General features: G+C 74.4%; 11 protein-coding genes, 3 tRNA genes and 2 pseudogenes. 12 read left to right on the forward strand and 4 right to left on the reverse strand.

Going from position 1 to position 12,342, the window contains the following annotated elements; all coding sequences use genetic code 11:
• A partial coding sequence (locus JNW87_RS08925) for an NAD(P)/FAD-dependent oxidoreductase (protein ID WP_238453467.1) occupies nt 1-1,056 on the reverse strand: 1,056 nt, incomplete at its 3' end.
• Nucleotides 1,057-1,147: 91 nt separating this feature from the next.
• On the opposite strand from JNW87_RS08925, the gene JNW87_RS08930 reads away from it, so the two are divergent.
• Nucleotides 1,148-1,297, forward strand: coding sequence for a hypothetical protein (locus JNW87_RS08930; protein ID WP_238453468.1), 150 nt, complete (start codon nt 1,148-1,150; stop codon nt 1,295-1,297).
• Nucleotides 1,294-2,196, forward strand: coding sequence for a serine hydrolase (locus JNW87_RS08935; protein ID WP_238453469.1), 903 nt, complete (start codon nt 1,294-1,296; stop codon nt 2,194-2,196). The genes JNW87_RS08930 and JNW87_RS08935 overlap by 4 nt, the downstream gene beginning before the upstream one ends.
• 50 nt (nt 2,197-2,246) lie before the next feature.
• Here the strand turns inward: JNW87_RS08935 and JNW87_RS08940 are convergent.
• A pseudogene (locus JNW87_RS08940) lies at nt 2,247-3,143 on the reverse strand (phytoene/squalene synthase family protein); the annotation flags it as partial.
• Nucleotides 3,144-3,207: 64 nt separating this feature from the next.
• Here JNW87_RS08940 and JNW87_RS08945 point away from each other — a divergent pair.
• The 9 genes and pseudogenes from JNW87_RS08945 (at nt 3,208) to JNW87_RS08985 (ending at nt 9,812) form a co-directional block, all read left to right on the forward strand.
• Nucleotides 3,208-4,361, forward strand: a pseudogene (locus tag JNW87_RS08945) (polyprenyl synthetase family protein).
• Between the two features lie 28 nt (nt 4,362-4,389).
• Nucleotides 4,390-5,871, forward strand: coding sequence for a phytoene desaturase family protein (gene crtI / locus JNW87_RS08950; protein ID WP_109801896.1), 1,482 nt, complete (start codon nt 4,390-4,392; stop codon nt 5,869-5,871).
• Between the two features lie 58 nt (nt 5,872-5,929).
• The gene (gene idi / locus JNW87_RS08955; protein ID WP_109801907.1) at nt 5,930-6,550 is read left to right on the forward strand and encodes an isopentenyl-diphosphate Delta-isomerase; all 621 of its coding nucleotides are present in this window, start codon (nt 5,930-5,932) and stop codon (nt 6,548-6,550) included.
• Nucleotides 6,540-7,487, forward strand: a complete 948-nt coding sequence (locus JNW87_RS08960) for a MerR family transcriptional regulator (RefSeq protein WP_109801895.1) — start codon at nt 6,540-6,542, stop codon at nt 7,485-7,487. Before idi ends, JNW87_RS08960 begins: the two co-directional genes overlap by 11 nt.
• 76 nt (nt 7,488-7,563) lie before the next feature.
• Entirely contained in the window at nt 7,564-8,358 is a 795-nt protein-coding gene (locus JNW87_RS08965; protein ID WP_109801894.1) for a polysaccharide deacetylase family protein, read from the forward strand.
• Nucleotides 8,359-8,513: 155 nt separating this feature from the next.
• A tRNA-Glu gene (locus JNW87_RS08970) sits at nt 8,514-8,586 on the forward strand.
• A 32-nt stretch (nt 8,587-8,618) separates the two neighbouring features.
• Nucleotides 8,619-8,692, forward strand: a tRNA-Asp gene (locus JNW87_RS08975).
• A gap of 104 nt (nt 8,693-8,796) precedes the next feature.
• Nucleotides 8,797-8,870, forward strand: a tRNA-Phe gene (locus tag JNW87_RS08980).
• 168 nt (nt 8,871-9,038) lie between these two features.
• Nucleotides 9,039-9,812: a Stf0 family sulfotransferase gene (locus JNW87_RS08985; RefSeq protein ID WP_109801893.1), complete on the forward strand. Its 774-nt coding sequence runs from the start codon at nt 9,039-9,041 to the stop codon at nt 9,810-9,812.
• 236 nt (nt 9,813-10,048) lie between these two features.
• Here JNW87_RS08985 and JNW87_RS08990 read toward each other — a convergent pair whose 3' ends face one another.
• Nucleotides 10,049-10,816, reverse strand: coding sequence for a hypothetical protein (locus JNW87_RS08990; protein WP_238453470.1), 768 nt, complete (start codon nt 10,814-10,816; stop codon nt 10,049-10,051).
• A gap of 204 nt (nt 10,817-11,020) precedes the next feature.
• Between JNW87_RS08990 and JNW87_RS08995 the strand changes: the two genes are divergently transcribed.
• A complete protein-coding gene (locus tag JNW87_RS08995; protein WP_109801891.1) occupies nt 11,021-11,536 on the forward strand; it encodes an SRPBCC family protein in 516 nt (171 codons plus the stop codon).
• Nucleotides 11,537-11,617: 81 nt separating this feature from the next.
• On the opposite strand, the gene JNW87_RS09000 is transcribed toward JNW87_RS08995, so the two are convergent.
• Nucleotides 11,618-12,325, reverse strand: a complete 708-nt coding sequence (locus JNW87_RS09000) for a DUF2786 domain-containing protein (RefSeq protein ID WP_109801890.1) — start codon at nt 12,323-12,325, stop codon at nt 11,618-11,620.
• Nucleotides 12,326-12,342: the final 17 nt, after the last annotated feature.

Here is a 12,342-nt window from a genome sequence, read left to right on the forward strand (position 1 = left end):
CCCCGGCCGGCCGCCGGCCACGCTGGCGGTGCCGCTGGGGTCCGGGCCGCCCTTGGTGCGCCGCATGTGGTCCAGGACGTCAGCGACGACGATGCCCGCCTGGTACATGGCGATGTGGGTGAACGCGCCCTCACCGGTCAGGTCGCCGACCGCCCAGATGCCGTCGGCCGCGTGCATCCGCTCGTCCACCGGCAGGTAGCGCTGGGACGCGTCGACGTCCACGGTCTCCAAGCCCAACTCCTCCAGGTGCGCCCTGCGGCCGGTCACCACCAGCAGCCGCTCGGCGGTGAATTCCGCGCCGCCGGCCCCGTGCACGGTGAAGCTCTGCCCGTCGTGGCTGACCCGCTCCGCCCTCACCCCGGTGGCGATGGTCACCCCGTCGGCGCGCAGCGCCGCCGCGGCCACCTCCGACGCCTCCGGCTCCTCGACGGCGAGGACCCGGTCCGCCGCCTCGACCACGGTCACCTGCACGCCGAACCGGGCGAAGACCTGGGCGAGTTCCAGCCCGATCGCGCCGCCGCCCAGCATGAGCAGCGACTCCGGCAGCGCCTCCACCTCGATGGCCTGGTGGTTCGTCCAGTACGGCGTGTCGGCCAGCCCATCGATCGGCGGGATCGAGGGACGGGTGCCGGTGCCGAGCACGACCCCGTACCGGGCCTGGAACATCTGATCGCCCACGCGGACCCGGCCGGGCCCGTCGAGCCGGCCGCTGCCCCGGACGAACCGGCCGCCCTTGCCGACGAAGCGGTCCACCGCCACCTTGTCGTCCCAGGTGTCGGTGGCCTCCTCCCGGATCCGCTTCGCCACCGGCGCCCAGTCAGGCTGGACCTGCGCCGCGCCGGCGAGCTCGTTGACCCGGCGCGCCTCGGCGAGGGCGTTCGCCGCCCGGATCATCATCTTGCTCGGGACGCAACCCCAGTAGGGGCACTCCCCGCCGACCAGGTCCCGCTCGATCCCGACGACGGTGAGACCGGCCTCGGCGAGTCGTCCGGCCACCTCCTCGCCGCCGACCCCGAGCCCGACGACGACCACGTCCACCAGTTCCGGCTCCGCCATCCCGCCAGCATTCCGCACCGGCGAAGGGTCGGCCACCGCACCCACCGGAATTCCCGCGCTCGTAACACCTCCGACCCCCTACGGTGGCCGGATGCACCCACGCTTCGCCCCGGTCCGGGACTGCTTTCAGGACCTGTTCGCCGGCGGCCGGGAGACCGGCGCCGCGCTGACCGTCTGGTACGACGGCGCCCCGGCGGTCGACCTGCTCGGCGGGCCGCCTGGCGGCCGGACACCCTGGTGAACGTCTACTCGGTCGGCAAGCCGGTGGCCGCGCTGTGCCTGCTGATGCTGGTCGACCGGAGGCGGGTCGACCTCGACGACCCGGTGGCCGCGCACTGGCCGGAGTTCCGCACCCCGGCGACGGTCCGGCAGGTGCTCAGCCACACCGCCGGGCTGCCGGCGTTCCCGGTTCCCAGGCCGGCGGAGGCGGTCGCCGACTGGGCACTGCTCTGCGCCGACCTGGCCGCCGCCGAGCCGGACTGGGCGCCGGGCACCGTCGCGGGCGAGCACGCCTGGACGTACGGGCACCTGGTGGGCGAGCTGGTCCGCCGGGTGGACGGCCGGTCGGTGGGCCGGTTCCTGGCCGAGGAGATCGCCGCACCGTGGCGCCTCGACCTGGGCTTCGGGCTCGGTCCGGCGGACCAGCGGCGGTGCGCCGACCTGACGTACGGCGATCCGGGGTGGCCGACCCGGATGCTGGGCGAGCCGGGGTCGCTGCGCGCCCGGGCGCTGGGCAACCCGGCCGGCGGCCTGGACCTGGCGGTGGTGAACAGCCCGCTGTGGCGGGGCGCGGAGGTGCCGGCGGTCAACCTGCACGCCACCGCCGCCGCCCTGGCCCGCCTGTACGCGGGCCTGCTGGCCGACGGCACCCTGGACGGGGTACGCCTGTTCAGCCGCGAGCTGGTCGCCGAGGCGACCCGGGTCCAGTACGACGGCCCGGACCTGGTGCTGGACCGGCGGGCGTCCTGGACGCTGGGCATGCAGTGGGAGCCCGACGGCAGCTGGGGCATGGGCGGGATCGGCGGCAGCAGCGCCTGGGCCGATCCCGAGCGCGGCTACACCTTCGCGTACGCCACCTCCCGACTCGCCGAGCACGACCGGGTGGACGACCTGGTGGAGGCGCTGCACTCCTGCCTCTGACCGTCCACCCGGCGCCCCGGTTCAGCCCACGGCGACCGGGGTCCGGGCCGGCCGGGGATCACCACCGGCGCACCGGTCGGGGCGAGCAGGGCCCGCGCGGCCACCGCCAGCCGCTGCCGCCGGGGTACCACGGCGCGCCGCGCGAAGACGTCGTAGTCCTGGGCGGCCACCTCGTCGAGGATCCCGCCGTACAGCGCGTACGCGGTCCGCATGCAGGCCTGCGAGGCGGGGGCGAGCAGCGTGATGCCCGGTGCGGCGGCCGCGTAGTGGGCCTGCGCGCGGGTCACCTCGTACTCGATCAGCTCCCGGATCCTCGGCGTGGCGCGGCCCAGCGCCTTCGCCGCGAACAGGTCGTCCCGGGTGACGTCGAACCTGGCCAGGTCCTCGTCGGGCAGGTACGTCCGGCCGCGGTCCAGGTCCTCGGCGACGTCCCGGATGAAGTTGGTGAGCTGGAAGGCGACGCCGAGCTGCCGGGCCGGCTCGCGGGCGGCCGCCGGGTCGCTGCTGCCGAGGATCGGCAGCATCATGGTGCCGATGACAGCGGCCGACCCCTCCATGTAGTCGAGCAGGTCGTCGTAGCTCGGGTACGACGTGACCGTCAGGTCCATCGCCATGCTGTTGAGAAACGACGCGAAGTCGGCCCGGTCCAGGTCGAAGACGGCGATCGTGTGCAGCACGGCGGGGAGGAGCGGGTCGTCGACCGGCTCGCCGCGCAGCCCGACGAGGAAGCGCGCGGACCACTCGTCCAGCCGGGCGGCGCGCTCGGCCATCGGCAGGTCCTCGGTCCGGTCCACGATCTCGTCGGCGTACCGCGTGAATCCGTACAGGGCGTGCACATGCCGCCGTTTCCACGCCGGGAGGAGACGGGTGGCGAGATAGTAGGTGCGCCCGTGGCGTTTGTGCAGCTCCTGGCAGCGGGCGTAGGCAGCGGTGAGATCCGTGTCCACCGGCCCTCCTCGAATCCGACGCAGCAATCGACGCAACTCGTTACCCTAGGGTACGCTCGCCGACATGGCCAACGACGCAGTTGCGGCCGACGCCCTCCGCGTCGCGCCGGCACAGCCGGGAGCGACGGACGATCCGGTCCGCGACGTGCTGGCCGCGTTCACCAAGGACCTGATCAAGGGGGTCGACGACACGCTCGCGGCGTTCCTGGCCGCCGAGGTCGACTCGCTCACCGAGATCGACGCGGCGATGGGTGGCTTCGCCGCGGCGGCCCGCGACTGCGTGCTGGCCGGTGGAAAGCGGGTCCGCTCGACCTTCGCCTACTGGGGGTGGCGCGGGGCGGTCGGCGGCGACGAGTCGCTGCCGTCGGTGCTGCCGGCGCTCGCCGCCCTGGAGCTGCTGCACACGTTCGCGCTGGTGCACGACGACGTGATGGACGCCTCCGACACCGACGCGGCCTGCCCACCGCGCACCGGGCCGCCGCCGCCCGGCACCGGGCCGCCGGCCACGCGGGCGACCCGGACCGGTTCGGCGCCGCGGTGGCCGTGCTCATCGGCGACCTCTGCATGGTCTGGGCCGACCGGCTGCTGGCGCACGCCACCGTGCCGCCCAGCCGGCTGCTCGACGTCCGGCGCTGCTACGACCAGATGCGGATCGAGACCGTCGCCGGGCAGTACCTCGACGTGCTCGGTGAGAACGACGCGGCGAACTGGTCGGTGGACCGGGCGCTGCGGGTGGCCCGCTACAAGACGGCCAGCTACACCGTGCAGCAACCGCTGCTCTTCGGCGCCTGCCTGGCCGGCGTCGCCACCGACGCGCCGCTGATCGCCGCGTACGCCCGCTACGGCCTGGCCGTCGGCGAGGCGTTCCAGCTTCGCGACGACCTGCTCGGCGTCTACGGTGACCCGGCCACCACCGGCAAGCCGGCCGGCGACGACCTGCGCACCGGCAAGCCCACCGCGCTGCTCATGCTGGCCCGGCAACTCGCCGACCCGACCCAGCGCCGGGCGCTGGACCGGGCCGGCTCGGTCACCGGGGCCGGCGAGGTGGCCCGGCTGGCCGAGGTGGTCGCCGACACCGGGGCGGCCGTCCAGGTCGAGCGGATGATCTCCGACCGGGTGGCCGAGGCGCTGACCGCGCTGGACACGGCGTCGATCGACGAGACCGCCCGCACCGCGCTGACGGGCCTCGCCACCGCCGCCACCACGCGGCGGGCATGAGGGGCGACTTTGTGAAGGAGGTGGTCACGTGCGGACCGTGAACGGACGTACCGACCGGGTGGTGGTCGTGGGCGCGGGCCTGGGTGGGCTGGCGTGCGCGCTGCACCTGGCCGGAACCGGCCGGCAGGTGACCGTCCTGGAACGCGAGCCGGTGCCCGGCGGGCGGGCCGGCCGGCTCAGCGTCGACGGGTACGAGTTCGACACCGGCCCGACCGTGCTCACCATGCCCGGGCTGATCGCCGAGGCGCTGGGCGCGGTCGGCGAGGAGCTGTCCGACTGGCTCGACCTAACCCCGCTCGACCCGGCCTACCGGGCGTACTACCCGGACGGCTCGACGCTGGACGTCATCACCGACACCACCCGGATGGCGGCCGAGATCTCGCGGGTCTGCGGCGCCCGGGAGGCCGACGGCTACCTGCGTTTCGTCGACTACGCGCGCCGGCTGTGGGAGCTGGAACGGAAGGACTTCATCGAGCGCAACCTGGATGCGCCGACCGACCTGCTCACCGGCAACCTGCTGAAGCTGGTGGCCGGCGGGGCGTTCCGGCGACTCCAGACGAAGATCAACCAGTTCTTCCAGGACCCGCGTACCCAGCGGATCTTCTCCTTCCAGGCGATGTACGCCGGCCTGGCGCCGCACGACGCGCTGGCCATCTACGCGGTCATCGCGTACCTCGACTCGGTGGCCGGGGTGTGCTTCCCGCGCGGCGGCATCCACGCGGTCTCCCGGGGGATGGCCGGCGCGGCCGAGAAGCACGGCGTGCAAATCCGGTACGGCACCACGGTGAGCCGGGTGGAGACCGCCCACGGCCGGGCCACCGGCGTGCTGACCGTCGACGGCGAGTTCGTCCCGGCCGACGTGGTGGTGCTCAACCCGGACCTGCCGGTCGCCTACCGGGACCTGCTCCCCCCGACCCGGGCGCGGAAGCTCACCTACTCACCCTCCTGCGTGGTGCTGCACGTCGGTTCCAGGCAGGGCTACGCGAAGATCGCCCACCACAACATCCACTTCGGACGGTCCTGGCGGGGCACGTTCGACGAGGTGATCCGGCGGGGCGAGCTGATGACCGACCCGTCGCTGCTGGTGACGAACCCCAGCCGGACCGACCCGTCGGTCGCCCCGGCCGGCCGGCACACCTACTACGTGCTCGCCCCGGTGCCGAACCTCCACCGGGCGCCGTTCGACTGGCGCGGGGACCTCAGCCGCCGCTACGCCGACCAGCTCGTCGACACCCTCGAGGAGCGCGGCTACGTCGGCTTCGGCGACGGCGTCGAGGTGCTGCGCGCGATCACCCCCGCCGAGTGGGAGGAGCAGGGGATGGCCGCCGGCACGCCGTTCGCCGCCGCGCACAGCCTCTTCCAGACCGGCCCGTTCCGCCCGTCGAACCTGCACCGCACGCTGGACAACGTGGTCTTCGTCGGCTCCGGCACCCAGCCCGGCGTGGGCGTACCGATGGTTCTCATCTCCGGCAAGCTCGCCGCCTCCCGCATCACGGGCGACTCCCGGTGAGCGCGAGGAGCAGCGCGGAGCCGAGCCCCGCAGTCGTGGACGAAAGGCGGTGCCGGCCATGACCGCCCGTGAGGAACACCTGGTCGAGCTGGTCGACGACGCCGGGAGTCCGGTCGGCGAGACCACCGTCGCCGCCGCCCACCAGCCGCCCGGCCGGCTGCACCGCGCCTTCTCGGTGCTGCTCGTCGACCCCGCCGGCCGGGTGCTGCTCCAGCGCCGGGCCGCCGCCAAGACCCGGTTTCCGCTGCGCTGGGCCAACTCCTGCTGCGGCCACCCGCAGCCGGGCCAGTCGCTGGTCGAGGCCGCCAACCGCCGGCTCCGCGAGGAGCTGGGGGTCGAGCCGGTCGCCCTCACCGAGATCGGGGTGTACGTCTACTACGCCGAGGACCCGGCCACCGGCCGCGTCGAATTCGAGTACGACCACGTCCTGCGCGCCGACGTGCCGGCCGAGCTGCCCACCCTGCCCGACCCCGACGAGGTGGCCGAGCTGCGCTGGGTCGAACCGGCCGAGCTGGCGGCCGACCTCGACGTCGACCCCCGCGCGTACGCGCCCTGGCTGGGCGGGGTGGTGCACCGGCTGCGGCAGTCCGGGCACCCCGCGCCGGGCACCCCCGGCGCCGCCCCGATCCCGCCCGGCGTCCCGGCGGATGAGGCGTCGGAGCGGTCGGGTGGCCGATGAGGCGCTGAGCGCGGGGGCCGTCGCGCGTCGGCTGGGCGTCGCGGTCACCACGCTCCGCACCTGGCACCAGCGCTACGGTCTCGGCCCCAGCGAGCACGTACCGGGGCGCCACCGGCGCTACACGCCGGCCGATCTCGCCCGCCTGGAGATCATGCGACGGCTCACCGCCGAGGGGGTGGCCCCGGCCGAGGCGGCCCGCTGGGCCCGGCAGACGCCGGCGGGGAGCGTCCTCGACGTCGCCGGGCCGCGGGTCCGGCCGGGCGCCACCCGGGACGGCGGCGGGATGACCATCCCGGTCGGCCGGGCCGGGCCGGTCGCCCGGGGGCTGGCCCGGGCCGCCATGCGGCTGGACGCGGTCGCCATCGGCGAGACCATCGCGCACGCCCTCGCCACCGACGGAGTGGTCGCCACCTGGGACGGGGTGCTGCGCCCGGTCCTCGTCGGAATCGGTGACCGGCACGCCGCCACCGGCGGGCTGATCGAGGTGGAGCACCTGGTGTCCCGGTGCGTCTCGGAGGCGTTCGCGGCGGCGGCCCGGTCGCATCCGGTCACCGGCCCGGCCCGGATCCTGCTCTCCTGCGCCGACGAGGAGCAGCACAGCCTGCCGCTGGAGGCGCTGGCCGCAACCCTGGCCGAGGCCGGGGTGGGCTACCGGATGCTCGGTGCCCGGGTGCCGGTGGCGGCGCTGGTCGAGGCGGTCAACCGGACCGGGCCGGCCGCCGTCGTGGTGTGGTCGCACACCCGGGCCACCGCCGACCCCGACCAGCTCTCCGCCCTCCTCGCGGCACCCCGCCGGCCCCTGCTGGTGCTCGCCGCCGGCCCGGGCTGGCCGGCCGACGCACTGCCCGCCGGGGTGGTCCGCCCGGTCGACCTGACCGAGGCGCTCTCGCTGGCGCGGGCCGTACGCGACTCGTTGGATCAGTCGACAACGGACTGACCGCCCCTCCCGGTCCCGGGCCGCGTCCCGTACCGTCGGGGCGTCCGCGTACCCCGACCCCTCTTCGGGAGCGTCAATGCGTCCACGCTCCGCGCTGGCGTTCGGCCTCAGCCTGGTCCTGTTACTGGCCGGTTGCGCCGACCCCGCCCGCAACCCGTCCCAGGCCGGCGGCCCGCCGCCGTCGGCCGCCGCCACCCCGCCGGCGCCGAAGCCGACCGCCTCGCCGCGACCCACCCGCACCACCCCGCCGAAGCCCCGGCTGCGGCCGCTGCCCACCACGCTCCCCGCCGGTCTGCACCGCAGCAGCGGCGACCGGGGCGTGGCGCTGACCTTCGACGACGGGCCGGACCCGCGGTGGACGCCCCGGCTCCTCGACCAGTTGCGGGCCGCCCACGTCACCGCGACGTTCTGCCTGATCGGCAGCCGGGCGAAGCGCTACCCGGAGCTGGTTGCCCGGATCGCCCGGGAGGGGCACCAGCTCTGCAACCACAGCTGGCACCACGACATCAACCTCGGGCGGCGACCGGTGGCGGAGATCCGAGCCGACCTGGTCCGCACCGACAAGGCGATCCGGGCGGCCGTGCCGAACGCCAAGATCCCGTACTACCGGCAGCCCGGGGGCCGGTGGACCCCGGAGGTGGTGGCGGTGGCCCGCCAGCTCGGGATGCGCTCGCTGCACTGGAGCGTCGACCCACAGGACTGGGACCACCCCACCGCGAAGACGATCGCGAAACGGGTGGCGTCCGCGGTGCGCCCCGGCGCGATCGTGCTGATGCACGACGGAGGCGGCGACCGGCGGCCCACGCTGGCCGCCTGCCAGCACCTGATCCCCGACCTGAACCGCCGGTACGGGATCTCCCGGCTCCGCTGACACCGCCCCTGAACTGCGGTTTTACCCGCCGGTGTGCCCCCTGCCATACCGGTTTGGTCCACCGCCCGGCCATCACGTATGCTTTCCAAGCCTCCGGCGGGGCCGGATGGGAGCAAGTCCGCTTGAAGTTGCGAGTGTGCAATGATGGCGGGGCCGCCCTCATCGTCTAGCGGCCCAGGACGCCGCCCTTTCAAGGCGGTAGCACGGGTTCGAATCCCGTTGGGGGCACGGTCCGGCTTCGGCCGGATGCAACAGAGCTAGGTCCTGTGGAGCAGTTGGAGTGCTCGCCGCCCTGTCAAGGCGGAGGTCGCGGGTTCAAGTCCCGTCAGGACCGCAAGCGCTGACGCCGCGCGAATGCTGCGCGGCGTTCTGCGTATCGGAGCGTGTGACCCTTCCGGCGGACAACCCGCCTGCCGGGTAGCATGAGCCGAGCAGCACGGCCAGGTAGCTCAGTTGGTACGAGCGTCCGACTGAAAATCGGAAGGTCGGCGGTTCGACCCCGCCCCTGGCCACATAGCCTTTCGCCGGGCTACAGGAGCGCCGATCAGCGGAAACGCCGGTCGGCGCTCTGCTTTTGCCCCCGTACATCCCGGCTGTCCGGTCTGCCCGTTGTCGACACCGCCGGTGCGGCTGGTCAATTTCGGTTGCCGGACCTGCCTGAGGTGGGGTTACCTGCGGCCATGCCGCCGGACCCCGCCGATCGTGTCGACTCGTACTTCGTCTGCGCCACCCCGCGCACCGGCAGTTCACTACTGCTCGGGTTGCTGGAGTCCACCGGTGTCGCCGGCCGTCCCCAGGCGCACTTCCGCGCGCCGGACGAGTTGCGGTGGGCCGACCGGTGGCAGCTTCCCCGCACCGCCGAGGGTGGCTTCGACTACGCGGACTACGTGCGAGCCGCGCTCGCCGCCGGCCGGACCGAGAACGGCGTGTTCGGCGCGAAGCTCATGTGGGGCACGCTGGACGAGGTAGTCGAGAAGCTCGGCGCGAGCCACCCCGACCTTGCCGGCAACGAGGTCGCGCTGCTGAACCGGGCGTTCGGCCGCACCCGCTTCGTGCTGTTGCGCCGGGACGACGTACTGGCCCAGGCGGTGTCCTGGCTGCGCGCCGAGCAGACCGACAGCTGGTTCATCGGCGGCAACGGAGAGATCGGCGGCAACGCCGGCAACGGGCGGGCACCCCGCTTCGACGCGGACGGGATCAGACACCTCATCGAGATGATCACGGAGCACAACGCGGCCTGGGAGGCGTGGTTCGCCTCGTGGGGGATCCGGCCGCACGTCGTGTGCTACGAGGAACTCGACGCGGACATGGTCGACACCACGCGCCGCATCCTCGACTTCCTCGGGCTCGACGCGCCGGCGGGATGCACCATCGCGCCCCGACACCAGCGCCAGAGCGACGAGCTCAACCGGCAGTGGACCGAGCGGTACCGCGCAGCGGTCGCCGACTTCTGATCGTCTCGGTCGGGTCTGGCCCGCACCACGCGGTGAGGGATCGGTCGCTGGTCCCGGCCCTGGTCCAGCGCACAGGGCGCTCGCTAACGCTTCGGACGTTGCTGCCGGTGCTGGCCCATGCCGCCCTGGATCGCCTCCCAGACGCTCCGGCCGGCCTGGCGCAGCGTCTCACCCGCCTGACCGGCCACCTGGGCCGCTCCGGAGGCTCCCGGCGGGCCGGCGCCGCCGTCCGCCCCTCAGGCGCTCGCCCTCGGCGTCCTCCGGCCGTTCCCCGGTTTCCGCCCCACCGTTACCCGGCGACGGCTTCCCGGGCCCGGCACCCGGCTCCCCGGTCTCCGCCCCACCCGCGGTCGAACCCGCCGACGGCTGCTGTCCTCCACCGCCACCACCGGACGGCACCCCGGCCTGACCGCCACCCGGCCCGCCCTGGCCGCCGGCGGACGGCCCGCTCGGTGGCTGCGGCGACCGGGCGCCGGACGGTGGCGTCGGCACGCCGGGCGCGGCTCGGCGGCGCGCTCCCGCAGGGACCTGTCCGCCACCGCACCGACCGCACCGACCTGCTGCCCCACCTGGCCGAGCAGCGGACTCGCGGCCCCGGCGAGCTGCTGGGCGGACCGGTTGACGTCGTCGATGCTGGTCTCCGCCGTCCGGGCCAGCGCCTCGATGATCTGAGGATTGCGGTCGATCGTGGTCAGCGCCCGGTCCAGGATCGTCAGCAGCTTCTCCAGCCGGACCTTGAGCAGCGCCTCGGCGTGCACGCCGGTGATGTCCAGTTCCACGCCTTCCAGGTGCACCCGGACCCCGGCATCGAGCTGGAGCAGGTTGGCCAGCCGGGCGCGCAGCGACAGGTCGGCGTCGAGCCCGTCGACCGCCAGCCGGATCGAGTCGACCGACACCTCCGGCACGTCGAGCAGGACGTCGGGCTCGGTCGACCCGATCTGCTGGTGGGCCAGCCGCTCGCTGGTCGGGTCCGGTTCCCGTTCGCTCGCTCCGCTCTCGCTCATCTCTCCGCTCCCAGCTGGCCCGATGCGCCGGGCCGGATCAGCCGCGGTTACCCGCTTTCCGGGCGGCCACCCGTGTCGGCGGCGGGCCGGACGTACGCGGGAAACGGCCCGGACCCGCCGGCCCGGAGAGCGATCTCCCGCTGTCCGGAAGCGGGCACTCCGGGAAGCTGCACAGCGGGGCATCAGCCGGTATGGTCCGGGCCTATGGGACAGGACATGGCTGATCCGGATGAGGTCCGTCAGGATGTCGACCGGTTCTCGTTACGCAGCAGCCTCCTGGCCCCAGCCACCGCAGACCGGGCGTTCGCGGTGTTCACCGGGGCGCTGACCGACTGGTGGGTACGCGAGTACACCTGGTCCGGCCCGGAAGCGCTGGCCGAGCTGGGAATCGAGCCACGCGCCGGCGGCATGCTCTACGAGATCGGCCCGTACGGCTTCCGGGGCGACTGGGGCCGGGTGCTCACCTGGGACCCGCCCCGGCGGCTGGTCTTCACCTGGCAGCTCGGCCCCGACCGGGTGCCGGTGCCCGATCCGGCGCGGGCGAGCGAGGTCGAGGTCCTCTTCGTTCCCGAGGGCGACGGGCGGACCCGGGTGGAGGTCGAGCACCGGCACTTCGACCGGCACGGCGAGGCGGCCGAGGGCTACCGCAAGGCGCTGACGGCCGGCTGGCACGAGCTGCTCTGCCGCTACCTGGCCACGGTGGCGCGGACCGGCACCTGACCCGCCCGACGCGGAACTTCACCCCGTCCCGGACCACGCCTCTCCCGTGCGGGGCAGTGCCCGGTGCGCTCCGGCGTACGGTCACCAGCCGATGCCCTGTGCCGACGCCGGGCCGGTCATCACCCCGGTGCCGCCCAGGTCGGCCCGGCGACCCGCCTCGACGCCGGAGCCGAAGCCGGTGCCGGCCAGCCGGCGGGGTGCCGCGGTCCGCAGCCGTGGGTAGACCTCGGCGAGTCGGTGCCGTACCCGGTCGGAGCGGTCCGCCAGCACCAGCGCCATGGAGGGTGCGCCGGACCCGGCGACCGCGCCGGCCTCGGCGGCCCGCAGCCGGTCGCCGACCACGTGGGCGAAGCCGGCCAGCCAGGTCCGGCGGAAGGCGGCCGGGTGCTCACCGGCCGGTACGACCGCGCCGGCCAGCCCATGCGCGGCCTGCACCAGCAGCGAGGTGAAGAGCAGCTCGACCCGTTCCAGGTCGCTGGCGAAGCCGAACAGGTGCATGGCGAAGCCGCTGCCCTGCCGGCGGCGTACGCACCGGCAGCGCAGCGGGTCGGCGACCGCGGCGAGCAGCCCGGCCTTGTCCCGCGCGTACGGGGCGACCACGTCGACCACCCGGTCGCCGACCGGGTCGGTGGCCGGGTCTCTCGCGGCCAGCAGCGCCCGGTCCACCCCGTAGCGGGCGATCAGCTCGGTGGCCTTGGCGGTGAAGGCCGCCGACTCGGCGGGCGTGCAGGCCGGGTCCTCCGCCTGGGCGAGCAGCTTGCGGACCTTGCTGAGCATCGCCTCGGACATGCCACCACAGGTACCAC

The organism is Micromonospora sp. ATA51 (genome assembly GCF_016802855.1).
Classification (GTDB): domain Bacteria; phylum Actinomycetota; class Actinomycetes; order Mycobacteriales; family Micromonosporaceae; genus Micromonospora; species Micromonospora sicca.

What these genes read in the sequence shown, in the direction of transcription:
- JNW87_RS08930 (WP_238453468.1), top strand. Translation starts at nt 1,148, where the DNA reads ATGCACCCACGCTTCGCCCCGGTCCGGGACTGCTTTCAGGACCTGTTC.
- idi (WP_109801907.1), top strand. Translation starts at nt 5,930, where the DNA reads ATGACCGCCCGTGAGGAACACCTGGTCGAGCTGGTCGACGACGCCGGG.
- JNW87_RS08965 (WP_109801894.1), top strand. Translation starts at nt 7,564, where the DNA reads ATGCGTCCACGCTCCGCGCTGGCGTTCGGCCTCAGCCTGGTCCTGTTA.
- JNW87_RS08995 (WP_109801891.1), top strand. Translation starts at nt 11,021, where the DNA reads ATGGGACAGGACATGGCTGATCCGGATGAGGTCCGTCAGGATGTCGAC.
- JNW87_RS08985 (WP_109801893.1), top strand. Translation starts at nt 9,039, where the DNA reads ATGCCGCCGGACCCCGCCGATCGTGTCGACTCGTACTTCGTCTGCGCC.
- JNW87_RS08990 (WP_238453470.1), bottom strand. Translation starts at nt 10,816, where the DNA reads ATGAGCGAGAGCGGAGCGAGCGAACGGGAACCGGACCCGACCAGCGAG.
- JNW87_RS09000 (WP_109801890.1), bottom strand. Translation starts at nt 12,325, where the DNA reads ATGTCCGAGGCGATGCTCAGCAAGGTCCGCAAGCTGCTCGCCCAGGCG.